Origin of the sequence: Spiroplasma diminutum CUAS-1 (genome assembly GCF_000439455.1) — a bacterium.
GTDB classification, from domain to species: domain Bacteria; phylum Bacillota_I; class Bacilli_A; order Mycoplasmatales; family Mycoplasmataceae; genus Spiroplasma_A; species Spiroplasma_A diminutum.
This window is the reverse complement of record NC_021833.1, coordinates 799,722-824,174: the sequence shown is the minus strand read 5'-3', so window position 1 is coordinate 824,174 and position 24,453 is coordinate 799,722. Positions and strand designations below refer to the sequence as shown.

The following is a 24,453-nucleotide window of genomic DNA, read 5'->3' as shown; positions in this document are numbered from 1 at the left end:
AAATGAATAGATTATATAAAAAATTAATAATAGTATTTTCTTCAATTACTTTTATTCCAGCATTGACTCTTAGCGTGGTGTCTTGTGTAGATAATTCTTGAAAAGACTTATATAGACCAGATCCAATAATGCCTATTGTTAAAACTGGTTTTGAAAATGCCAATATTGACAGTATTGATATTGAAAAAATATATTATACAGATGATTTAATTAGCCAAATTGAAGAAAGTTTAATTAAAGGTGGTTATAATAATACTACTTTTTCAGTTGAAAAAAATGGATCGTCAATAAAAATGACAGATGACTTATATAGAAATGCTACTTATAAATTTGTTGTAAAAAATAATGATAATGAAACAGATAATATTACAGCTACAATTAAGATTACTAATTCATTACATTTACAAGATGTATTTAGAGTAACAAATATCGGAACTGTAATTGACCAAAGACCGAGAACAATAATGATGGCTTTGATGTTTTATAATTTGGATATGTTAAATGAATTATCAAGAGTTGGGGATGAATTAACAGATTCAACAAAATTTACATATAAAGAAGATAATTCTGGTGCACTTATTAATATTGATGATCAAATTCCAGAAATTAGACCAACAAATTATTATGGTTCTTTAGATTTAAGTTATAAAATTGAACCTTTCAATCAAGGTGATTTACAATTTCCAATGACAATTGCAGAAATGGTTGAAAAATCAACTGAAAATGAAGTAAAAACAGAATTTGGAAAAGTTGATGGAATAGATAAATTTACCATATTAATGCACTTTATTATGGAAAATGTAACTAGTCCAACATTTTGACCATTATTTGTAAATGATCTTGACCTATATGGTGATGGAAAATTTGAAGCAATACCAGTATCTGGAGTTGCAAATAAATATAAAATGAAATTTGAAGTTAAAGAGTTTAAAGAAGGTATGCTACTACCTGAAACTCCAGAAGAACAAAATGGGGAATACGATAATTATGCCCATTATTTAAAAGATGAAGAAGGAATTGAAGTAACATTCAGTTACTTTGGTTAAGCTATTTTTATATATTATTTTAATTAAAAAGATTAAAACTCAACAATTTGAAAATATTTTGTTGAGTTTTTTATATTTTAATTTTAATTTATTTATCTAAATTAAGAAATAATGTATAATATATTTGCTTACTCATGAGCCCCGGAAGGTAAGGAGAAAAAGCACATGAAACAAACTACATTAATTAAAACAGCAGACATTGCTAAAAAATGATACGTAGTTGACGCAACTGGAGCAACTTTAGGTAGATTATCTACTCAAATTGCTATGGTTCTAAGAGGAAAAAATAAACCAACATTTACACCTCATATTAATAATGGAGATCACGTAATCGTAATTAATGCTGAAAAAGTAGTATTATCAGGAAAAAAAGAAAGTGATAAAAACTACTACCACCATTCAATGCACCCAGGGGGATTAAAATCAAGAAACGTTGCAACACAACGTAAATTATTCCCTGAAAGAATTATTGAAAGAGCAGTAAGATTAATGTTACCTAAAAATGTTCAAGGGGGAAATCAATACCGTGCATTACACGTTTATGCAGGTAGTGAACATCCACATCAAGCACAAAATCCAGAGGTGATGATAATTAAATCAAATAAAGGAGATAACAAATAATGGCAGCAAAAAAAGAAGTTGTTATGTATAGAGGAACTGGAAGAAGAAAATCTTCAGTTGCTCAAGTTATGTTAACTCCTGGACAAGGTGAAATTATTGTTAATGGAAAACCAGCTTTAGAGTTTTTCCCATATGCAACTTTAGTTCAAGATATGGAACAACCTTTAGAAGCTACAGGTACAAAATCAGACTTTTCAATTAGAATTACTGTTAAAGGTGGAGGATTCACTGGACAAGCTGGAGCAGCTCGTTTAGGAATAGCAAGAGCTTTATTAGAAGCAAGTAAAGATTACAAACCAGAATTAAGAGGACATGGTTTATTAACACGTGATGCTCGTGTTAAAGAACGTAAAAAATACGGGCTTTATGGAGCACGTAGAGCACCACAATTCTCAAAACGTTAATTTACAATATCATATGTACATATGTTTACCCGTTATTACGGGTATTTTTTTATTTTAAAACATAAAAATTTTTTTCATTTTTAAAGAAACATGCTCATTTTGTAGATATCATTTTTTATAAGTATTAATATATAAGTGTAGGAGCGATATAAATTATGAAAAATAACAAAAAAATAGTATTAGTTGGTTGTGGAGCTGTAGGAACAAGTTTTGTATATTCAGCTGTTAATCAAGGAATAGCACAAGATTACGTTTTAATTGACGTTTTTAAAGATGCTGCAGAAGGAAACCAAATGGATATTGCAGATGCACAAGCAGTTCTAACAAATTCATTTAACTCAATTAAAGCAGGAGAATATTCAGATTGTAAAGATGCTGACATTGTTGTAATTACAGCTGGAAGACCTCAAAAACCAGGAGAAACAAGATTGGAAATGGTTGCAGATAATGCAAAAATTATGAAGGAAATTGCAACTCAAATTAAAAATTCAGGATTTGATGGAATTACAGTTATTGCTTCAAATCCAGTTGACGTTTTAACTTATGTTTATCAAAATGTTACAGGATTTGAAAGTTCAAAAGTTATTTCATCAGGAACAACTTTGGACTCAGCAAGATTAAGAAGACTATTGGCTGCAAAATTAAATGTTGCACCAAATACAGTTGAAACTTACTTATTAGGAGAACATGGAGATTCATCAGTTGCTGCATGAAGTAGAGGAACAGTTTTAGGTAAAACTGTTGCAGAATATCTAAATGAAGGATTAATTACTCAATCAGATCTTGATGAAGTAAAAGAAGAAGCAACTCACTTAGCATATAAAATTATTGAGAAAAAAAGAGCAACTCATTATGGAATTGGTGTATGTTTAGCAACAATAGTTAAAGCTATTTTAAGAGATGAGCATAAAATGCTATTAGTTGGTGCACACTTAAAAGGTGAGTACAATAACTCAGATATTTACACAAGTGTTCCTTGTGTAATTGGAAAAAATGGAATTGAAAGAATTATTCAATGAGATATTACAAATGAAGAACAAGAATTATTTAATAAATCATGTGAACAATTAAAAGAAGTATTTAATATTGCAAAAGAAGCAATTAAATAATTATGATAAAACTCTTTACTTTTTTGTAAAGAGTTTTATTTATTTTTGTACTAATATTATGAATAGGGGATTTTTATGAATGAAATAATTTTAAAAGCAAATGATGGAAAAGAAATTTATACATATATTTGAGACAAAGTAAAAAATCCAATAGGTGTTTTACAAATAGTTCATGGTAGTTGTGAACATTCAAAGAGATATGAAGATTTTGCAAAATTTTTAAATGAAAATGGATGAATTGTTGTTTCAAATGACCATAGAGGACATGGAAAAACTGCAAACCTAGAGAAAAATGAATTAGGTTATTTTTCAAAACATGATGGTTGAAAAATAGTTGTCTCTGATTTAAAACTAATCAATGATTATATACATAAAAATTACAAGAATTTAAAAGTAATAATGTTGGGTCATTCAATGGGAAGTTTTCTGGCAAGGAATTATGCAATTGATCACTCTGAAACAATTGACAAATTGATATTAAGCGGAACAGCGTGACAAAGTACTATATCTTTAAAAATTGGAGTAAAAACAGCTAAATTTAGACAAAAAAAATATGGACATAAGAATATTGACCAATTTATTTGAAATTTGAGTTATAAAAATTTTAATAAAAAATTTAAACTAGAAGGTGAAACTGGATGTGAATGACTTTCAATTGATAAAGAAAATGTTAGAAAGTTTGTAGAAGATCCTTTATGTGGACAAATTTTTACAACATCAGCATTTAAGGATTTATTTAAAGGTCTTTTATATATACAAAAAATAGCAAATATAAAAAAAATAAGAAAGGATTTGCCAATACTTTTAGCTTCAGGAAATAATGATCCTGTTGGTAATTTTGGAAAATCAGTTAAAAAAACATTTAAGAAATTTAAAAAAGTTCATTTAGATGTAACAATTAAATTATATGAAAACTTAAGACATGAAATTCTTTTTGATATAACAAAAGAAGAAATATATAATGATACACTTAATTTTTTAAATAAATAAAATATGACACAGTTAATGTGTCATATTTTATTTAATAAATCTAATTAAACCTTCGAAAATTAACTGTTCGTCAAAAATAAAATTATCTTTTTGAATTTCTTCTTTAAAGAAGACAGAATTACCACCAGTAAATATTGCGAAATCAAATTTTAATTCTCTTATTATCGAACTAAGCATTAAATAATGAGCATTATAAGCTCCGAAATTTATTGCATCAACAGTGTTTTTACCATATGTTTTATTTGATTTCTCATAAGTATTATTTTGCAAAAGAACTGCACTTGAAATTAGACAATTAAGTGAACTTTTTAAACCTGGACAAATAATAGCTCCTTTAAATTTTGAATTTTCCACAATAGCCAAAGTAGATGCTGTACCCATTGAAATAACTACTCCACTTTTTATATCATATTTAGCTAAAGCTCCATAAAAATTTGAAATAAAATCAGCTCCTAATTTGTTTATGTCATCAATTTCAAATAGTTCTTTATCTATTTTAAAATCACTTCTTAGGTTAAAAATATTTGTTTTCATATTTATAGCAAATGCTCTTAATATATCATTTCATTCAGGAACAACAGATACATACGCAATTTGATCAAACTCAATATTATTCTCTGTAAAGTATTTACTTAGTATTTTACTTCTTCTTCATTCCATATCTTTTGTTTCAGGTCTTATTATTTTTTCAAGTATTTTTAATTTACTATCTCAAATTCTGAAATCTGCTGTTGTATTTCCAATATCAATTAAAAGTGTTTTCATTTTTTACCTCATTTTAATAATTTTATTACATAAAATATTAGAAAGGAAAAAAATTTCATTAAATTAATTATAAAATTATATTGATATTAAGAAAGGGTTAATATGAAAAGAGCAATTTATCCAGGAAGCTTTGATCCATTTCATGAAGGACATTTAAATATATTGTTAAAAGCTTCAAAACTCTTTGATGAAGTAATTATTGTTATTACAAAAAATATTGCAAAAAATAGCAATCCAGATTTAAAGAGTAGAGTTGATAAAATAAAATTAATGACAAAAGATATTAAAAATGTAAAAATTGAAATCAATGAAAATCAGTTAACAGCAGAATTTGCAAAAAATAGAGATGTACAATATGTTGTTAGAGGAATTAGAGATGCTCAAACACTTGAATATGAAATTGAATTAAATGATGGAAATAAAAGTTTATTTAAAGATTTAGAAACAGTATTATTTTTATCTGATAATGAAAATAGAAAAATTTCCTCATCATTATTAAAAGAAATTGAAAAATATAAAAATAAGGAGAATTAAGTATGTGAACAATAAAAGAAATTGAAAATAAAATTAAATCAATTGAAAAGAAACAAATAGTTGTATTTCCAGAAGGAACTCAAGAAAAAATTCAACAGAACGCAAATTTCTTAGTTGAAAATGATTTAGCAATACCAGTCTTATTATTTAATACAAAAAGTGAACTTCCAAGTAACTTAAATGAAAAAGTGAAAACTATTATTATTGATGAATATGATCAAAGTGAAATGATTAAAGTCTTTCTAGAAGTAAGAAAGGGTAAAGCAGATCAAGCAACTGCAATGAAATTAATTAATCAAAGAACTTATTTTGGTGTAATGATGATGAAAATGAATTTAGCTGACGCAATGATTTGTGGTTTGGAATATACAACAGCAGATACATTAAGACCAGCATTACAAATTATTAAAACTAGTGCAAACTACTCAATAGCATCATCAGTATTTTTAATGTCTAAAGATACTGAAAGCTATATATTTACAGATTGTGCATTGAATGTAGATCCAAACTCTCAACAATTAGCAGACATTGCGTCAATGGCTGCAGATTTTGCAAAACAATTAAACGAAAAGGATGTTCAAGTTAGCTTGCTAAGTTATTCAACAAATGGATCAGGTATGGGGCCAACTGTTGATAAAGTAAAAGAAGCAGTGCAAATATTAAAAGAAAAACAAATTGAAGGCATTTTATTTGATGGAGAAATGCAATTTGATTCAGCTTTTGATAAAAGTGTAAGAGATAAAAAATACCCAAATACAATAATTACAAAAGAGCATCCAGATGTATATGTATTTCCAGATTTAAATGCAGGAAACATAGGTTATAAAATAGCACAAAGATTTGGTAATTTTCAAGCAGCTGGACCATTTATTCTTGGTTTAAATAAGCCTGTAAATGATCTATCAAGAGGAGCTACTTTAGAAGATATTAAACAAACATCAATAATTACAATTTACACATCAATGTTTAATGGAGGAAATGAATAATGATTTTAGTAGTAAATGCCGGAAGTAGTTCAATAAAATTTAAATTATTTGATATATCAAATTCTTCAAATCCAATTTCAAAAGTTGAAGGTTTAGCAGAAAGAATTTCTGTAGATGGAAGATTAACAATTGAAATCGAAGGAGAAAAACATGAGTTTAATAATCAAATGAATGACCATTTAGATGCTGTTCAATTAATTCTAAATAAATTTACAGAATTAAAAGTAATTGAAAAACCAGAAGATATTAAAGGTATTGGTTTCAGAATAGTCCATGGTGGAGATAAAGTAGTTAAACCAGTTGAAATAACTGATGAAATTAAAAAAACTATTGAAGAAAATATAAGATTAGCACCATTGCATAATCCAGGAGCTTTAACTTCAATAAATGCATTTGAAAAAAGTTTACCAAATGCTAAATTAGTAGGGTGTTTTGATACTTCATATCATCAAACTATGCCAGAAGTTAATTATATGTACACTGTTCCGTATGAATGATATTCAAAATATCAAGTAAGAAAATATGGTTTCCATGGTATTAGTTATGAATATATTGCATTTAAAGCACAAGAAATTTTTAATAAAAAACAAGAGAATTTAAATCTTATTGTTTGTCATTTAGGAAATGGTGCAAGTGTTTGTGCAATTAAAAATGGAAAATCATTTAATACAACAATGGGATTAACTCCACTTGCTGGTTTAATGATGGGTACAAGAAGTGGAGACATTGACCCTTCAATAATTCAATATATTTCAAAAGAAACTGGAAAAGACTTATTTGAAATAACAGATATATTAAATAAACAATCTGGGTTACAAGGAATAAGTGAAATTAGTAGTGATATGAGAGATGTCATTGAACAATCTACAAAAGGAAATGACAAAGCTTCATTAGCAGTAGAACTTTATACACAAATAGTTGCAGATTTTATAGTTAAATTTGCAAATCAGATTAATGATAAAATTGATGGAATTATTTTCACAGCAGGAATTGGAGAAAATGCAGCTTTAATTAGAGAAAAAATTACTCAAAAATCAAATTTATTAGGATTAGTAATTGACTCTCAATTAAATGAGGAAAAATATTCAGATTATTTAAATATTTCTTCAAAAGAATCAAAGATATCTATATTAAAAGTAAGAACTAATGAGGAATTAATGATCTGTAATGAAACACTTAAATTTTTATAATTATTAAAAACTAGACCTCGGGTTTGGTTTTTTCTTTTTAATTAGATATAATTCTTACAATGAGAAGAAGGTGAAGTAATGAAATTAAATAAAGATTTTGAATTTTCTTTAAAAGTTATGGTTTTAATTGCTTTAGTTGTCTTTCTTGCATTCGATTTTGTATTACAAGTTTATGCTCCAAAGAAGAACTTAGAAGGTATTCCAACAATTGAAAGAATTAACATTTATTATGCTTTTTTTACAACACAATCTAATTATGCAGTAGTTCTATATCTAATAGTTGCACTATTTATGAGAAGAATTTATAATGCTAAACCAGCTTTTGGTATAGAACTTGCTATGACAGTTTATATTACTGTTACAATGATTGTTTTTTGATTTGGACTTTTAGCTTCAGGAGATGAAATTAACGCCTATTATCCATCAAGTTGAGTTTCAACAATTATATTACATATATTTATTCCAACAATAATGATAGGTTATTTTTTATTATCTTGTGGAGATGAATATTATTCTCCCAGAAAACACTCAAAATTTTCACTACCAGTTACATGTGCTTATCCAACTGGTTATTTAATATTCTCTATGGTAAGGGGAGAAATTAGATTTCAATATTACTCACCGAACTTTTTTTCTGATATTTATAGTAATGATTTTACACATCCTATTTGAAAAACATTATGAACTGCAGAAAATGGAGTAATAGAACAAACTAGGCATTTTAGTCAACAAATGTGATACCCATATTGATTTTTTAATATTCATAAATACGAATTAAGATATGAATCTAATGGTCAATGAAATTCAATAAGTGAAAATTTTTTACCACAATGAGCTATGATAATTGTATTTATATTTGCCTGCATATCAATTGCAACACTTGTAATAGGACTTCAATTTATTTATTTAAATTGAAATAATGGTAAATTTTATAGATGACATGATATTGAGGGAAAACTTATTACAAGCGAAGAACATGCATATCGTAAAAAGAAAGTTAAGTTAGAAAGAAGCAAAGCAAAAAATATTCTAAAATTAGATAGATTACATAATAAAACAAAATACAAAGTCTTTATAAAAAGTATTAATTCTTTGGAAAGAAATCAAAGAAAAATAAAAAAGGATGAGTATATTAAGTCTCAAATATTAGAACAAAAATTGAAAAAGGCAGCTATAAAAAAAGATAAAGCAGTCTATAAAAGTACAAAAGAGCAAGTAAAAAGATTTATACTTTCAATTAATTATAAAGATCGAGCATTTGTAAAAGAAAATTTAAGAGAAGCTGAAAGATATAAAAAATTGGTAAAAAAAGGTGTTTTAATATTTAAACCTAAATATGTTGATTAATAAAGGTAGGAATTTGCCTTTATTTTTTATATAATAATAGGTGGTATATAACTGGAGGGCGATTAAGTTATGGTACATTTGAGGGCTAGAAATTTACAAACTAAAGGAATTCTAAAAGAATGATTATTCTCAGGAGATGAAATTGCTTTTGGAGATGACTTTGCTCTTATAGAATTAGAAAATGGTAAAAAAGTTAATATTAAATCAAATTATAATGGTGTTGTTACAAAGACAATACAACTGGGTAGCCCAATTAAAAATGGAAGTATATTAGCAAATATTGCAATTGGAGAAAAAGAAATTCAAAAATTTAAAAATAGGTATTTCAAAAAGGGAGATATACAACATATCCCAGAAGAAGATGTATACCTTTCTGAAAAAGACGTTGAATTAAATTTAAAATCAGTTGAAACAGATGCGGATTTATTTTCTGGAGCTGTAATGTATGATAGATATAATCAAGCTGTAACTCCATTTTCTAATGGAGAAGATGATATAGTAGATTCTACTGAAAAATTAAAAAAACTTGAGGAGAGGGATAAAATTATGAGTGAGTCAAATGGACAACCAAAAGATAGATTTGCTCAAATGAGAGCTAATATTCGAAAAATAACAGAAAATTCACCTCAAAATAAAGTAATGGGTGATTTAACCAAAGAAGAATTGTTGAAAATTACAAATGAAGATATGAGTTCATTAGAAGGAAATAATTTATTTTCAACCAATAATACAAGTGGAGTAAGTAAATTTAGACAATTAGTTCAAGCAAGAAAAGAAAAATTACTTGAAGAAAATGAATTTAAGGAAATTAAAGAAGTTGATCAAGAAATTAATGCAATGTCTAAATTAGATGATAAGGGTAGACCACTTATTATGAGAAATATAATTCAAGCAAGAATTGAAAAATTAAATAAGTCTGGTGGAGATCCAGATGTTTTAGAAAAAGATCTTGTAGCTACCAAAGAAAATTCAGTATTAGACAGTGAAAAAGAAAAAGCAAAAATTGATCTTATACAAAATAAACAAGAGGTTGAAAAAATGAAACAAAAGAATCTTGAAGTAAAATCAGATGATAAATTTATGAGACAAGCTGCCAGTGAAGATGGTGATTTTGGTGTTTCATTTGGTGGATATGTTGAAGATGCAGAACCAACAATAATTGATGCAAATGATTTAAATTCACATGGAGGCATTGTTATGCCAAAGAAAAGACCTAAGGAATTAATTGAAGAAATTGAACATAAGTCAAATAAAACATATGCTGAATCAAAACTTTCTAATTTATATGATACTAATAGACGTTGAGATATTATGAAAAGTAGAGATGAAAGAAATGTAATTAATGAAAGAAGAAAAGCAGTTGAACGAGGATTAAAAGAAGAACATCTTGAGTTTAGTAAGAGAGTTAAAGAAACAGGAATTCCAAAAGAATTTTTAAGAGAAGTACCTTATCAAGACCCAGTTACAGGTGCAATGCTTTTTAAAGCTTATAATGAAACACCAAAAGGAAAACAAGAATTTGAAAACTGACTTAGAGCAACAAATCTATATACAGCTTATAAAGATGAAGAAGAGTACATAGAAAAAACTCAAGAATTAGGATTGAATGCTGGTACTGATGAATTAAAAGAAATTGAACAAGAATCAATTTTAGCAAAAACACCTAAGATTGTTCAAAAAGAAATTAAAACTGAAATAATTAAAAAAGATGAAGAGTTAGTAAAAGCATCAGATAAAAAAGTTGCAGATGAAACAGTGGACTTTTTAAAAGAGCAAATTAAAGAACTTCAAAAAACTTTAAAAGAACAAAATCAACTTAATGCAGCTACTTCTAAATTAAATCAACAATCAAATTTTAATGCAGGTACTGATACTTTTGGTCAAATGATGCAATATATGTTAATGCAAAACATGATGCAAAGTATGAATACAAAAAGAGAACCAAATAAAGAAGTAAGTGCAGGAGATCTAAAAGCAATCATCAAAGAGGAAATTAATGTTTTTGCTAATGAACTTAAAGAAAAGCAAAAAAAAGAAGAGGAACTTGCACGTTTAGAAAATGAAATTTCTCAAAGAATAGAAAAAGAATTAAGACAAAAATATGAATTAGAAAAACAAGAGAGAATTAATTCTGAAAAAAGAGAAAGAGAAGAAGAAAATATAAACGATGTTAATTTTGAAAAAGATAAACCAGATAACTCACAAGGTTATTTACAATTTGAATCAAATGATATAAATAAGGTTGTTGAAAGAGAAAAAATCAATAAAAACAGAAGTTCAGCTGTTAAATCAATGATATTGAGTCAAAATTTTATTCCTCCATTAACAATATCAACTGAAATTGATATGAGTTCTATTTTAAAATTAAAACATATGTTAAAACAAACTCAAAATCATATAAAATTTACAACAATATCATTTATTGCAAAATCAATTTCAATTGCTCTTGAAGAATATCCAAAATTAAATTCAAGTTATGATGCCGAAACAAATGAAGTTATTATAAAGAAATATCATAATATTGGTTTAGCAACTGAAACAAGTGAAGGTTTAATAATACCGGTATTGAAATTTGTTGAAAAATTATCAATAAAAGAAGTTGCAATAGATATTAAAGAAATGACAACAAGACTTCGTTCAGGAGAACTTTATAATTATGAAGCTGATGGAAGCACTATAACTATAGCAAACTATGGAAATATTGGTGCTATTCAAGCAACACCAACAATTTTTTATCCAAATGCAGCTGTTATTGGAGTTGGGAAGGTTGTTAAAAAACCTGTTGTTGTTGATAACGAAAAACTTGCTATAAAAGCTATTATGAATATGAGTTTAACTATTGATCAAAGAATAATTGATGCAGCAGAAGCAGGTAAGTTCTTAGCAAAAGTAAAATCAATTCTTGAAAAACCAGAAATTTTAACAGTATCTTAAAATACAACATTTTGTTGTATTTTTTTTATACTTTATACTAATTAAATAATTTTTTTAGTATAATAAATAGGTATTAATTAATGGCGTATATGGCGAAGTGGTTAACGCACCGGATTGTGGTTCCGGCACTCGAGGGTTCAATTCCCTTTATACGCCCCATCAAAGAAATTAAATCTCTTTATTATGTAAAGAGATTTTTTTTGTTTATATACCGATAATAAAATAGGGGTGAGCTTATTTTAGATATAAGTATTAAGGATGAAATAAAATTTACAAATGAGTTAAAGAATAAAGAATTTATAACTGTAAGTGATGTTGAAAAAAATACTCTAAACTTAGATGCTATTTTTATCAATGAAAAATATATTTTTAATAAAAAAGAATATTATAGAGTTTTTGTAAGGCCTAGCTTATCAAATAAAGGTGGCTATGATTATTTTTCAAACTATTTTTCAACAACAAATAAAAATGAGGCTAAGATAACTTTAAAATCAGGTGCCATAAAGTTTTATATTAAAACAAAAAATGGCATGGAACTAATAAAGGTTGATAAGAAGGATTATTTAGAAATACCAAGTTATTCAATATTAGCCAAAAGAGATGGAAAATTCCAATTTGAAGACTTCGATTTCATTAAATTAGATATACCTTCAGATTTAGTAGAAGAACAAAATCAAATAAATTTGACTTATAGTGCAAGTTATAATATAGCAGGTGAGGGTTTAAAACCTCACACTAATGTAGGGACAATAAAAATTGATAGAAGAAACTTAACGCAACATAAATATTTTAAAAACCAATGTGATACAACAATTGCTAATTTAGCTTATGGACAAATAAATTATGATTTTAATAATAGATATAAAAGACATTACTTTGATATTTTAAGAAGTGATATAAAAATTAATATCGAACAAAGAGCAAAAAATACAATAGATCCAATAATGAAAATTGAAAATAATTACTCATTATGAGGTTTGCTTGATTTACAAATTTTAGGTGCAAAAATGAAAAGTTTTTTTGAAATGTACGCAGAGGGATTAAATAGAACAGATTATTTACAATCAAAACCAAAATTAAAAAGTAATTTTGATTTTTCAGAGTTTTATAAAATAAAAAAGTTAACTGATAAAGTTGAAATAAATGATAATGGTTTTGAAATTACTAATACCAATATTACAAATTATAATATCTCAAAAGTTTTAGTTGAAGAAAGTCAAGATGGATATGATGGGATAGTTTGAAATCCACTATACAATAACTTAATTATTTATAATAGAGAATTGGATTATAATTCAAAACTATTTTCAATAGATTTTGTTTCAAATATTAATAATAAAAAAATATTTGATATTTCTTATGATAATAAATATGTAAATGAAAAGTATAAATATCAAATCAATCTTAAAATAAGTGATTTAAATAAGATTGGTTGAAAAAATAAACAGGAAATTATTAATTATATAAATGAAAAAGAAAAAATTTCATAGCTATTTATTACTAATATTTTATTCATTTTCATTTATATCATTATTATCTTTTTTTACATTTTTTTATATAAAAGCTTCTTCAAGCAATATAATAACTGAAATAGAAGTTGAGAAAGAGAAAGAGAAGCCTTCTGTTGAAAACGAAAAAGACTTTATAAAAAGTAACTATAATATAAATTTTAGTTTAGAACAAAAGGTGTATATAATAAATTTTTCTCAGGAAAAATACTTTAATTTTTTAGAATTTAAATATTATTTTGTTTTAGAATTTAATAAACTTGGTCCGAAAAATGAGAATGTAAGAATTTTTTATGATTTAAATGATACAGATAGACCAACTCAAATAAATGCAAGATATCAAGGGAAGGAAACCACATATAGTTGAAATTTTAAAATAAATTAATATATAATAATTATTGGTGATTAAAATGAATTATTTTGAAGAAATAAAAAAGGCTCTTATTAGTAAGGGAGCAAAAGGCGCAATAACAAATGGTACAGAATTTAAAACAATGGGATTAGATTCATTAGATTTAATGGATATGATTATTACCTTGGAAGAAAGATTAAATATCACTATTTCAGATGATGATCTTTTATCAATTAACAAAGTTAGTGACCTTTTAGAAGTTATTGAGAAATTAAAAAGTTAATTTATGGAAAATAAGTTTACTGAATATTTAGAGTTATTTAAAAGTAAAAAAATTAAGCTTACAGATGTGAGAACAGCTATGCTTAAAATAATAGCTTCTAAAAAACACTTTACAATTAATGAATTAATTTCAATGGTGGAAAAGGATTTAGGCTCTGTTAATGTTATGTCAATATATAACAATATTGATCTTTTCTTAGACCTTCATCTTTTATTTGCAAATACAATAAATGGTAAACAAATTATTTATGAAGCAATTTCTCCACAACTAATGCATATATTTTGTGATAAATGTGGCTTTTTAGAGCATTTAGAAAGTCCGTCATTAGCAAATGAATTATTTGTTAGATTTTCAAGTATACTTGAAGATAAAAAAATGGAGCTAGAACATTTTAAATTGGAACTTCATGGAATTTGTAATAAATGTAAAGAAAATAAAGCATAGTTTTATACATAATACTTTTTAATGATATAATTAAAAAGTATTTAATAGGGGTATAGTTCAGTTGGTAGAACATCGGACTTCAAATCCGAGTGTCGTGGGTTCAAGTCCTGCTACCCCTGCCAAATAGAAGTATAAATCAAATACCCATAAAAGGGTATTTTTTAATAGGGGTATAGTTCAGTTGGTAGAACATCGGACTCCAAATCCGAGTGTCGTGGGTTCAAGTCCTGCTACCCTTGCCAATAAGAAATAAAAAAAATAACACTTAGGTGTTATTTTTTTGCTAATAGTGTTGAATCAACTGCAATTAAAGCTATTGTATCAACACCAGCATGTCATGGAAATACATTTGGAATTTTACTTTCGTTAAATTCTACTGAATTTTCGTTTAAATAAGATCTAACTTGTTCTAAAACCTTATCATTTGCTTCTTTTAAGTAAACTAGAAATAATTTATATTTATTACTTAATGTTGATTTTAAAGAACTAATCATTTTATCTAAAACAGCACTATAAGTTCTTCCCATTCCAATTTTTTGAGGTTTTTCTAATCATTGAATCGCAACTTTTGTTTTTATCATTTTTAACATTGTTATTAGAAGTGAATTTGCTCTTCCACCTTGTGCAAATTTTTTCAAATCCCCAGGTATTATTGAAATTCAAGAACCTTTTGCTCATTTATCAGCTTCATTTTGGAATTCCTCAGGAGAAGTAATTCCTTGGTTAATCATTTCTTCGTATTTATTTACTAATAATTCAACACATTTTGCAGCTAAAAAGTGATTAATTACTGTAATTTTTCCTTTATAATCATCATCATTTGCAGTCATAACTGCAGTTTGATACATCCCAGATAAGTTACTTGGAATTGTTAAATGAATAATATGATCAAATTCTTTTAACATTTCATCATATTTATTCATTAATTCTCCAGGTGATGCTTGACTAGTTGTTGTTTTAATTCCACTTGCTAAAACTTTCATTAAATTGTTTTCTTCAACTTGTTCTTGAGTATCAAAATAATCATCTTTATCATTTACAATTAAATGCAAAGGTATAACTTTAACTATTTTTGATTTACTCTCACTAACATTGTATCCACTTGAACTATCTACTAATATTCCTATTTTCATCTTATATTCTCCTTATTTACTTCATGTACAAAATGCAAATGTTTCTCTACCTGTATGACAAGTAATTGTATTTGGCATTTCATCAAATATTCTTAACTCAAAACCATTTTGAGTTACAAGTTCTTTAACCATTTCTAAAGTATCTTGATCAATTCTTGAATAAGAGATATCGATATAGTTATCTTTACCATATTCTTTCAATAATAATAAAACTTCTTCTACTGCTTTTTTAAATGTTCTTGTTTTACCATGTTTATCTATTGTTCCATCGTATTTAAGAACCGGTGTTATTTTTAGTATTTTTGCAAGTCCAGCTGCAGCTTTACTAATTCTTCCACCACGAACCAATTGATCAAGAGATTTTGGAATTATATATACTTGAAACTTATCATTTTCACTTTCTATAATATCGCTAATCTCTTGTGCACTTTTACCTTGATTTTTTAAATCAAGTGCTCTTTCAACTTGTTTTTTTAAAACAATACTCACACCATTTGTATCCACAACAAAGACCTTATCTTTGTATTCATCTTCTTGCGATAGCATTTTGCAAGTACTAAACTGTCCTGAAAGACCTTTTGATAATAATAAACATACTACTTGATCATATTCTTTTAATAATTCATCTCATTTACCCATCATAATTCCTGGAATTGATTGAGATGTTTTTAAAATTTGTGAATCATTTAATTTATAAAATTCATCTGAATTAAAGGATTCGTCGTCAGCAACTTGTTGCCCATCTTCTTTGGTAATCATTAATGGAACTAAATATAAATCATCGATACTACTTATATTACTTATTCCACAAGATGAATCAGTTATTATAGCTATTTTCATAATTCTTCTCCTCATACTTCAAATGGCATAAATGCAAATGTTTCTCTACCTGTATGGCAAATAATTGTATTTGCCAAGTTATCAAATAAACCGATTTCTAAACCACTATTTTCAATTATGTTTTTAACAAGCTCTAATGTCTCATCATCTGCTCTTGAATAAGAAATATCAATTTTTTTGTTATTAGGGTAGGTGTGCTTAAGTAATTCAATAGCTTCTTCAACAGCTTTTTTAAATGTTCTTGTTTTTCCTTGCTTGTCAATTTCACCATTATATTTTAATATTGGTGTTATTTTTAATATTTTTGCAAGTCCAGCTGCAGCTTTACTAATTCTTCCACCACGAACCAATTGATCAAGAGATTTTGGAATTATATATCCATTTATTTGATTATAAAATTTCTCTATAATCTCTTTTACTTCTTTTCCAGTTTTACCTTCACTTATTAGTTTTTGAACTAATTCTAACTGACGTTTTATAACGATACTTACACCGTTAGTGTCAATTACATGTATTTTATTTATATATTCATCTTCTTGAGAAAACATTCTAAATGTATTATATTGTCCTGAAAGACCTTTTGATAATAGTAAACAAACTACTTCATCGTATTCTTTCAATAATTCATCTCATTTTCCCATAACATCACCTGGAACTGATTGAGATGTCTTTAAAAGTTGTGAATCATTTAATTTGTAAAATTCATCATCTTTTAAATTAGCATCATCAGCTATTTGTTGTCCATCTTCTTTGGTGATCATTAATGGAACTAAATACAAGTCTTTATAATCCTTAGTATTTTTAATTCCACAAGAAGAGTCAATTAAAATTGCAATTTTCATAAATCCTCCTCTATATAAAAGACTTAATATATTATATAATTGTTTTGATATTATTCCAATAGAAAAGAAGGTTAATAATATGAAATTATTTTTAAAATATATTAAAAGTTTTAAGACAATTGCTATTTCATTTAATGAATCAAAAGTTACTAGAACTCAAAAGGAAAAGGACTATGAAATATTATTTAATAATGATCAAATCATAGGATTAAATATTTTTAATTTTCAATCTGAAAAATCATTTTCTTTAGAAGATAATGAATTACAAGAGTTAGTAAGACCTTACATTTCAAAATATTTTGGAGATTTTGAATACAAAAACCAATTTATTATTGCAAAAGTAGTTGAATGTGAAAAAATACCAGATACACATTTATCAAAATGCAAGGTGAATACTGGAGCAGAAGAAATACAAGTAATTTGTGGGGCAAGTAATGTTAAAAAAGATATATATACTACTTTAGCAACAGTAGGTTCTTGAATGCCTGATGGAAGTAGAATAAGTCAAGGAAAATTAAAAGGTTTTGATTCATTTGGGATGTTATGTTCTGCAAAAGAATTAGAAATTGTAAATGAAAATTATAATAAACAAGGGATTATGGAATGAGATCTTAATGATTCATACATTGGAAAATCAATATGAGAGGTTTTAAATGAAAAATAAATTTAACATTGATTTAAAAATATTTGAAAATTATTATTCAGCTGATTATTTCAAAAAGACCAGAGAAATTTTAAATAAATTTAAACCTAATCAATTAGTTACAATGCAGTGATTTCAAAGAAAAGAAAATACAGTTATTTGTGGAATTGAAGTTATTAAAGAAATTTTAAGATTATCTGAAGTTAAAGACTTAAATGTTGAAGCAGTTGAGGAAGGTGAAGTTGTTAATTCATTAGAACCCGTTTTAAAAATAACTGGAAAATATAATAATTTTGCCCATTTTGAGGGATTATTTGATGGAATACTTTCAAGAGCATCAACTATTGCAACTAATGCAAAAAAAATTATAAATGTTGCAAATGGTAAAATGGTTTTAAACATGAACGATAGAATGGACTATTATACAAATCAACAAATTGATGGATATGCATCTTCAATTGGTGGTATTACAAATTTAGTTACTGAGGCTTCATTTGAATTTCTTGAATCTCAACCAAATTTAAATGGTACAATGCCTCATGCTTTAATTGCTTCATTTGATGGAGACCTATTAAAAGCAACAGAAGCTTATAAGGAAGTATTTCCAAATAATAATCTTGTTGTTTTAGTTGATTACAATAATGATTGTATTAATGACTCTTTAAGAGTATGTAATAATTTTAGAAATGAAGTATATGCTGTTAGATTAGATACTTCACCAAGTTTAGTTGATAAATCATTGCAAAATCTAAATGAAAAAGACAATGAACTTCATGGAGTAAATCCAACATTGGTAAAACTTTTAAGAGAAAAATTGGATGAAAATGGACATAAAAATGTAAAAATAATAGTATCTTCAGGATTTGATGAAAATAAAATTAAATATTTTGAAGATTTAAATACACCTGTAGATATTTATGGCGTAGGAGAAGCAATAACAAAAAATAAAATTGCTTTCACTGGAGATATAGTTCTAATTGATGGAAAAAAACAATCGAAATTTGGAAGAGAAAATGTTCTTTCAAATAAGATAAAAAGTATAAAATATAATTAGTACCATAAAGATAGATAAAGGGGGATTTGATATGAACTTAATAAATAGAAAAAAAAGTAGAAATAAAAAAATACAAGAATCCCAAGAAAAACATGAAGATAGAGCACCAAATCATTGAACTTATAATGATGATCCTCTATTAAATATGGAACCTGTTTTCACAGATCATCCTGATGCAAATAAAATATCTATTGAAGATATATCAAAGCAATATGCAACTGGACCTTTAAATGAAGAAAATACTTCAGTTACAGATAGAATAGCTGAAATTAGAAGAAATTTAGGAAAAACTGAATCATCAAATAATACAGGAGGCGTTCTTGGTTCTATAATTAATGGAGCAAGAATGAAATCACAAAGCATTCAAAATGAAATAATTGAAAATGACCCTGTAATTGCGAAACTTCAAAAAATTGAAGAATTAAGAAAAAATGGTGGAGTACATGATGATGTTTATACAGATGTAGAGAAAATAAAAAGTAATTCAATAAGTTATTATGAAAGAGCAAGAGAATTTCACGAAAAAAACTCTTCTAAACCTCTAGAATCAAAATTAGAAAGAGCTAGAAGGTTATCTCAAGAAATTCAAAATCAAAGAGATGAAAGAAAAAAAGAATCTAAATCACACTTAGAGAATAAATCTTTGATTGATGAAACTCAACAAGATCTAAGCATATTTATGGCTGTGGGTAAGAGTCAAATTAGACAAAACTCAATTGAAGAAAAAGTTAAAGACAAATTATTTAAGTTAAAAGAAATTAAATTAAGAAATTTAGAAGAAGAAATTGAACAGACAATTCAAGAATTTGATTCAAAAAAATTTTTAAATGAAGAAATAAAAGAAGAGTTCTTTGAAGAGAAACTAAAAGAATTTGATGAATTATTAAAGGAAAGTACAAAACCAGATAGGAAACCTGAACTTATTAAACCAAGAAGGCTTCAAGACAAAAAGGAATAGGGTGATGTCTAAATGGACGAAAATAATAAAAATGATTTAATTCAAGGAAAAGATTTTGAAACAGAACAAACTAAAAAAAGACTTGATGAAATTAAAAATAGTAATATTTTAATTAATTCAAAAATAGCAGCTAATAATTTTTATGTTCCAAAAAGAAAAGAAAGAGGACAAGAAAGCGATCAAGTTGCTCTTATTAAACCAAGAAAAAAGAAAAATCTTCCTTTTACAGATGAACAACAAAAAGAGATTGAAGAAACAATGACAAATATTCAAACAGAATATAAACAAATTGAAAAATCAAATAGAACTTTTGAAAAAAAATTATTTAAAGAAGAATTGAAAATTTCTAGATTAATTTCAAAAACAAATAAAAAAATAGGCAGCTTAATTGCACAAGAAAATGAAGAAGAATTAGAAAAAACAGTAAAACTTCAAGCTGAATACTTAAGAGTTTTTGACAAGATACATGATGATATAGACACTATTATTTTAAGAGATAATAAAATATCACTTGGTGATAGAAGAAAACATATTTACAATAATGCATATAATGCAGAAACAGAGAGAGCAAGAAAACTTGTAGAGTTAAGAAACAAAAATAAATCTTCATGATCAAATCAAATTAAAAATGAATTAAAAGTAGAACCAAAAAGAAGTAGTGATAATTGAATGGAAAGATTAGGAATACTTGATGACGATGAATAGTTATCAAGTTTTTTTATATCTAATTTATATTACAAAAACTTTGTTAGTGTTGTATAATTTTAATGATTATTAGGAGATTAAATATGAACTTAACATTAATTTTTGCTTCACAAGCAGTTGAAACAACTCAAACAGTAATGATAGTTATTTTATTAGCTCTTGCTATCATACTAACTTTATATACAATTATTACTTTAAGAAAAGTTGGAATAGCTGCTAAGAAAGTAGATTACTTTTTCGAAGATCTAACTTATAAATCAGAAATGCTAAATGCTACTGTTGATACAGTTGCAAGAGTAACAAATTATGCTGATATTTTTGATGCATTTGCGAAAAGAAATGTTAAATCATGAGTAAAAGTTGCAACTAAAAATAAAGATGTGATTTATAAATTAGTTGATAAATTAAGAGAATTTGCGAACTCAGAAGATTAATCAGGAGGTATTAAAATGTTTAAATTATTAAAATTGGCCTCATGAGTCTTTATAGGTATGATGTTAGCTCCAAAAAGAGGAGTAGAAATTAGATCAGACTTTGTTGACTATGTTAAAAAATATAGACCTCAAATTAAAAAATTAATAGCTACAATTGAAGAATCTTGAGAAAAATCACAAGGTAATGAAAGTGATGAGATTGTGGCAAATATAGAAATGAAATTATCAAATATTAGAGAAGCAAGCGATGAATTAGATGCAGCAAAAACAAAAGAATTAGCATTCAAAGCTTTACAAAAAATTGGTCAATCAACAGTAAAAGTTGGTCAAGAACTTGCAAAATCTGATAATGTAAAAATTATTGCAAAGGATTTAGCAATGATAACTGTTGATATTATAGATAAAGCTGATGAAGTATATTCAAAAGTAAAAGATGTATCAATTAGTATGAGTGATGATGTTTATGAACAAGGTGACTCAGAAAAAACAACAAAAGTAAATATTAAGGAGAAATAGTCATGCATAATATTTTGGATGAACTGAAGGAAAGAGATTTATTAAAACAATATACTAATGAAGAAAAAATAAAAAATGCTCAAAATGAAGGAGCAGGTATATATTGTGGTTTTGACCCAACAGCAGATTCTTTGCATGTTGGTCACTTGATTCAAATTATTAATTTAAAAAGATTTAAGGATTTTGGTTTTGCTCCAATTGCAATTATTGGTGGAGGAACTGGAATGATAGGTGATCCAAGTTTTAAGAGCGAAGAGAGAAATTTATTAACTTTAGAACAAGTTGAAAAAAATATTCAGGGAATTAAAAAACAATTAGATTTTTTAATTCCAGATATTAGTGTTGTAAATAATAATGATTGATTAGGTAAAATGTCTCTTATTGATTTTTTAAGAGATATTGGTAAGGATTTTAATCTTGCATACTTATTAGCAAAAGAAAATATTTCGTCTAGAATTGAAAAGGGATTAAGTATTACTGAATTTTCATATACTATGCTTCAAGGTTATGACTTCTTTAGACTATATGAAGATAAAAATTGTTGAGTTCAAATTGGTGGATCTGATCAATGGGGAAATATAACAAGTGGAACAGATTACATTGCAAGCAAAGTAGGTAGAGAAAATTCTAAAGCTTGTGGTATTACAATGAATCTTTTAACAAAAAAAGATGGTGTAAAATTTGGTAAAACTGAATCAGGAGCAATTTGATTAGATAAAACTAAAACAAGTGAATATGAATTCTATCAATTTTTCTTTAATCAAGATGATGAAGATTGTGATAAACTTTTCAAGTTTTTAACAACACTTTCAGTTGAAGAAATTAAATCAATTAATGAAGAGCACTCAAAAGCTCCATTTAAGAGAATAATGCAAAGAAGATTAGCTCAGGAAATCACAAAGTTTGTTCATGGAGAAACTGGACTTGAAAAGGCTGAAAAAATAACAGAAGCATTATTTAGCGGAAATATCATTGATTTGAAAAAAGAAGAGTTACTTTCAATAGTAAATTCAATGCAAAAAATTAAAGTAGAAAATAATAAAGAAATATTGGAATTTTTAATTGATAGTAAAATTGCTTCTTCAAAAAGAGAAGCAAGAGAATTGTTAAATGATAATGCAATAACAATTAATAATATTAATAATTTCAAAGAAGGTACTTTAATTGATGAAAATATGTTTACTGTTGATAATTTTATAATTGTCAAAAAGGGTAAGAAAAAATATATTGTTATAGAAATTACACAGGAGTAATTAATATGGACTTTAACTTAATTTTAAAAAATATGTTTGAAGAATTACTAAACTATTTTAATGAAGAATGTTTTAAAAATATAAAAATTAACAATAAAAATGTAAGTATAGGAAATGATTTCTTATTAGAAAATTTAACTACTAAAAATATAGATTCAATTGATTTAATAATAGATGAATTAAATTTATTAAGACAAGAAAATCAAAATATTTTAACTAAAGAAGATGCAGATCATAAATTTTTTGCAAGTACTGAGATATTATTATCATCAGCGTATGAAGGATTTAGAAAAATAAAAGAATCATTTATAAATTTAAATTTTCTAAAACATTCTGAATCAGGAAGAGAACTTATAGATTTAAATGAAAAGTTTGTTGTAAGAAAATTAACTTCAAGTTCTCAAAGAATTTTGAACAAATATGAAAATTTACCTAATAGATTTGTTAACAATAATAAGGTTAAAGAATTTTTGGATTGTTTAAAAAAAATGATGTCTTGTGAAACAGTAAATGATCTTGTCTTATTATCAAATGAATTATTGAATAAACAAGATGAAATTAAGAAGTTAGATTATTTTATTGATTATAATGCGCTTATTGATGAATATGGATGAGTACACGATATAGTTAAATTATCAAATGCAAATGCAGAGTTTATGGGTTTAATTGTTGATGTTGAAATATTTTCAAATGTTATAAAACAACAATTATTTAAAGAAAATAGAGTTAGAGCTTAAAAAAACTAATATTAATATATTAGTTTTTTTATTTCTTTTCCATATCTTTCATACGTTTAAAATAAGACTCTTTAAATGGATAATAGATAGTACCGTTTTTAATTCTTTCAAGATATTCTTTTTTTATCTTATTTTGAAATATTTCATTTTTTTCAGAAGTTGGATTGTTGTAATAAGTATAGACAATATGATCCAATATATCTGCAAGTCTAATAACGTCAGTAATTTTACTTGATAAATAATAAGTATTTATTGAATAAGGTTTTTCTATATAATTTGTTTTTAAAAGATTTTCTAATTGATTATATTCTGTCTTTTTTAAATTTCTTTCATCCATTAGTAAGAATATTCTGTTACATTTTTCTTCAAATGAAAATAATTTTGAATTAAAATGAATTAAGTTATTTACAAAAAAGTCATAAGCTAACATCTCATTAATAGTAAAGTGTTTGTTTAATTCTTTTCTTGAGACTACTGAAAATATGGGACGAATTAAATCTCCAATTTCATCAAAAATTGTATTAATAAAATCAACAGTTGCTAACTCATCTGATTTATTTCCTTTAAGTTCGAAGTTTTTTGGTATATTATATTTATTTTTTATTTCGTTCTCAATTTGTCTTATTTTTGTTTTAACAGTATCTTTATCTGAGTATAAAAAACCACCTACAACAAAAAAATTGGCAATATCATTTTGATTTAATTTACCACTTTCATCTAATGCTATATATAGTTTTTCATCTATGAAATTAGACATAAAATCCCTCATTTATATTAATTTTATCACAATTAAATATTGAAATATTAAGTAGGTTGGTTATTGTG

General features: G+C 25.9%; 27 protein-coding genes and 3 tRNA genes. 25 read left to right on the top strand and 5 right to left on the bottom strand.

Translation table 4 applies throughout. The features are described from left to right. Positions 1-2 precede the first annotated feature (2 nt). From SDIMI_RS03850 to SDIMI_RS03830, 5 genes are all read left to right on the top strand, one after another. The gene (locus tag SDIMI_RS03850) at positions 3-1,046 is read left to right on the top strand and encodes a hypothetical protein (protein ID WP_020836679.1); all 1,044 of its coding nucleotides are present in this window, start codon (positions 3-5) and stop codon (positions 1,044-1,046) included. A gap of 165 nt (positions 1,047-1,211) precedes the next feature. Beyond that, on the top strand, positions 1,212-1,667 hold the full coding sequence (rplM, locus tag SDIMI_RS03845) for a 50S ribosomal protein L13 (RefSeq protein WP_020836678.1): 456 nt from the start codon (positions 1,212-1,214) through the stop codon (positions 1,665-1,667). Then, a complete protein-coding gene (rpsI, locus tag SDIMI_RS03840) occupies positions 1,667-2,071 on the top strand; it encodes a 30S ribosomal protein S9 (protein ID WP_020836677.1) in 405 nt (134 codons plus the stop codon). The genes rplM and rpsI overlap by 1 nt, the downstream gene beginning before the upstream one ends. 152 nt (positions 2,072-2,223) lie before the next feature. Beyond that, complete coding sequence (locus SDIMI_RS03835) at positions 2,224-3,180, top strand: L-lactate dehydrogenase (RefSeq protein ID WP_418064538.1); 957 nt, start codon at positions 2,224-2,226, stop codon at positions 3,178-3,180. A gap of 75 nt (positions 3,181-3,255) precedes the next feature. Beyond that, positions 3,256-4,170 carry an alpha/beta fold hydrolase gene (locus SDIMI_RS03830; RefSeq protein ID WP_020836675.1) on the top strand — a complete coding sequence of 305 codons (915 nt, stop codon included), beginning with the start codon at positions 3,256-3,258 and terminating at the stop codon, positions 4,168-4,170. Positions 4,171-4,197: 27 nt separating this feature from the next. Here SDIMI_RS03830 and SDIMI_RS03825 read toward each other — a convergent pair whose 3' ends face one another. Further along, positions 4,198-4,935, bottom strand: coding sequence for a type III pantothenate kinase (locus tag SDIMI_RS03825; protein WP_020836674.1), 738 nt, complete (start codon positions 4,933-4,935; stop codon positions 4,198-4,200). Positions 4,936-5,037: 102 nt separating this feature from the next. Between SDIMI_RS03825 and coaD the strand changes: the two genes are divergently transcribed. The 12 genes from coaD (at position 5,038) to SDIMI_RS03765 (ending at position 14,755) form a co-directional block, all read left to right on the top strand. Beyond that, a complete protein-coding gene (gene coaD / locus SDIMI_RS03820) occupies positions 5,038-5,469 on the top strand; it encodes a pantetheine-phosphate adenylyltransferase (RefSeq protein ID WP_020836673.1) in 432 nt (143 codons plus the stop codon). Between the two features lie 2 nt (positions 5,470-5,471). Beyond that, the gene (gene pta / locus SDIMI_RS03815) at positions 5,472-6,455 is read left to right on the top strand and encodes a phosphate acetyltransferase (protein ID WP_020836672.1); all 984 of its coding nucleotides are present in this window, start codon (positions 5,472-5,474) and stop codon (positions 6,453-6,455) included. Then, positions 6,455-7,645, top strand: a complete 1,191-nt coding sequence (locus SDIMI_RS03810) for an acetate kinase (RefSeq protein WP_020836671.1) — start codon at positions 6,455-6,457, stop codon at positions 7,643-7,645. Before pta ends, SDIMI_RS03810 begins: the two co-directional genes overlap by 1 nt. A gap of 78 nt (positions 7,646-7,723) precedes the next feature. Beyond that, positions 7,724-8,992, top strand: a complete 1,269-nt coding sequence (locus SDIMI_RS04515; protein ID WP_020836670.1) for a Pr6Pr family membrane protein — start codon at positions 7,724-7,726, stop codon at positions 8,990-8,992. Positions 8,993-9,061: 69 nt separating this feature from the next. Next, positions 9,062-11,926: a 2-oxo acid dehydrogenase subunit E2 gene (locus tag SDIMI_RS04510; protein WP_020836669.1), complete on the top strand. Its 2,865-nt coding sequence runs from the start codon at positions 9,062-9,064 to the stop codon at positions 11,924-11,926. Between the two features lie 83 nt (positions 11,927-12,009). Beyond that, positions 12,010-12,085 (top strand) — tRNA-His (locus SDIMI_RS03795). Positions 12,086-12,456: 371 nt separating this feature from the next. Beyond that, positions 12,457-13,416 (top strand): hypothetical protein, encoded by a 960-nt coding sequence (locus SDIMI_RS03790; RefSeq protein WP_020836668.1) that lies wholly within the window; start codon positions 12,457-12,459, stop codon positions 13,414-13,416. Then, positions 13,394-13,819 (top strand): hypothetical protein, encoded by a 426-nt coding sequence (locus SDIMI_RS03785; RefSeq protein WP_020836667.1) that lies wholly within the window; start codon positions 13,394-13,396, stop codon positions 13,817-13,819. Before SDIMI_RS03790 ends, SDIMI_RS03785 begins: the two co-directional genes overlap by 23 nt. 25 nt (positions 13,820-13,844) lie before the next feature. Further along, complete coding sequence (locus SDIMI_RS03780; protein WP_020836666.1) at positions 13,845-14,069, top strand: phosphopantetheine-binding protein; 225 nt, start codon at positions 13,845-13,847, stop codon at positions 14,067-14,069. A gap of 3 nt (positions 14,070-14,072) precedes the next feature. Then, positions 14,073-14,513, top strand: coding sequence for a Fur family transcriptional regulator (locus SDIMI_RS03775; protein ID WP_020836665.1), 441 nt, complete (start codon positions 14,073-14,075; stop codon positions 14,511-14,513). Between the two features lie 46 nt (positions 14,514-14,559). Then, positions 14,560-14,635: transfer RNA gene (locus tag SDIMI_RS03770), tRNA-Trp, on the top strand. A gap of 44 nt (positions 14,636-14,679) precedes the next feature. Beyond that, positions 14,680-14,755: transfer RNA gene (locus tag SDIMI_RS03765), tRNA-Trp, on the top strand. A 30-nt stretch (positions 14,756-14,785) separates the two neighbouring features. Here the strand turns inward: SDIMI_RS03765 and SDIMI_RS03760 are convergent. The 3 genes from SDIMI_RS03760 to SDIMI_RS03750 are packed head-to-tail and all read right to left on the bottom strand — an operon-like array spanning position 14,786 to position 17,328. Continuing rightward, positions 14,786-15,646, bottom strand: a complete 861-nt coding sequence (locus SDIMI_RS03760; RefSeq protein WP_020836664.1) for a DegV family protein — start codon at positions 15,644-15,646, stop codon at positions 14,786-14,788. Between the two features lie 12 nt (positions 15,647-15,658). Beyond that, on the bottom strand, positions 15,659-16,486 hold the full coding sequence (locus SDIMI_RS03755; protein ID WP_020836663.1) for a DegV family protein: 828 nt from the start codon (positions 16,484-16,486) through the stop codon (positions 15,659-15,661). After that, the gene (locus tag SDIMI_RS03750) at positions 16,477-17,328 is read right to left on the bottom strand and encodes a DegV family protein (protein WP_020836662.1); all 852 of its coding nucleotides are present in this window, start codon (positions 17,326-17,328) and stop codon (positions 16,477-16,479) included. Before SDIMI_RS03750 ends, SDIMI_RS03755 begins: the two co-directional genes overlap by 10 nt. Before the next feature lie 79 nt (positions 17,329-17,407). Here SDIMI_RS03750 and ytpR point away from each other — a divergent pair, with 79 nt between their 5' ends. The 8 genes from ytpR (at position 17,408) to SDIMI_RS03710 (ending at position 23,628) form a co-directional block, all read left to right on the top strand. Then, positions 17,408-17,992 carry a YtpR family tRNA-binding protein gene (gene ytpR / locus SDIMI_RS03745; protein ID WP_020836661.1) on the top strand — a complete coding sequence of 195 codons (585 nt, stop codon included), beginning with the start codon at positions 17,408-17,410 and terminating at the stop codon, positions 17,990-17,992. Then, positions 17,982-19,025 (top strand): nicotinate phosphoribosyltransferase, encoded by a 1,044-nt coding sequence (locus SDIMI_RS03740; RefSeq protein ID WP_020836660.1) that lies wholly within the window; start codon positions 17,982-17,984, stop codon positions 19,023-19,025. The genes ytpR and SDIMI_RS03740 overlap by 11 nt, the downstream gene beginning before the upstream one ends. Before the next feature lie 31 nt (positions 19,026-19,056). Further along, entirely contained in the window at positions 19,057-19,983 is a 927-nt protein-coding gene (locus tag SDIMI_RS03735) for a hypothetical protein (RefSeq protein WP_020836659.1), read from the top strand. A 12-nt stretch (positions 19,984-19,995) separates the two neighbouring features. Further along, positions 19,996-20,688 carry a hypothetical protein gene (locus tag SDIMI_RS03730; protein WP_020836658.1) on the top strand — a complete coding sequence of 231 codons (693 nt, stop codon included), beginning with the start codon at positions 19,996-19,998 and terminating at the stop codon, positions 20,686-20,688. 83 nt (positions 20,689-20,771) lie between these two features. Beyond that, positions 20,772-21,122: a hypothetical protein gene (locus SDIMI_RS03725; RefSeq protein ID WP_020836657.1), complete on the top strand. Its 351-nt coding sequence runs from the start codon at positions 20,772-20,774 to the stop codon at positions 21,120-21,122. A gap of 15 nt (positions 21,123-21,137) precedes the next feature. Beyond that, the gene (locus SDIMI_RS03720; RefSeq protein WP_020836656.1) at positions 21,138-21,638 is read left to right on the top strand and encodes a hypothetical protein; all 501 of its coding nucleotides are present in this window, start codon (positions 21,138-21,140) and stop codon (positions 21,636-21,638) included. A gap of 2 nt (positions 21,639-21,640) precedes the next feature. Continuing rightward, positions 21,641-22,891, top strand: coding sequence for a tyrosine--tRNA ligase (gene tyrS, locus SDIMI_RS03715; RefSeq protein WP_020836655.1), 1,251 nt, complete (start codon positions 21,641-21,643; stop codon positions 22,889-22,891). A 5-nt stretch (positions 22,892-22,896) separates the two neighbouring features. Continuing rightward, on the top strand, positions 22,897-23,628 hold the full coding sequence (locus SDIMI_RS03710; RefSeq protein WP_020836654.1) for a hypothetical protein: 732 nt from the start codon (positions 22,897-22,899) through the stop codon (positions 23,626-23,628). A gap of 28 nt (positions 23,629-23,656) precedes the next feature. On the opposite strand, the gene SDIMI_RS03705 is transcribed toward SDIMI_RS03710, so the two are convergent. Next, complete coding sequence (locus SDIMI_RS03705; protein WP_020836653.1) at positions 23,657-24,385, bottom strand: DUF3800 domain-containing protein; 729 nt, start codon at positions 24,383-24,385, stop codon at positions 23,657-23,659. Positions 24,386-24,453 lie beyond the last annotated feature (68 nt).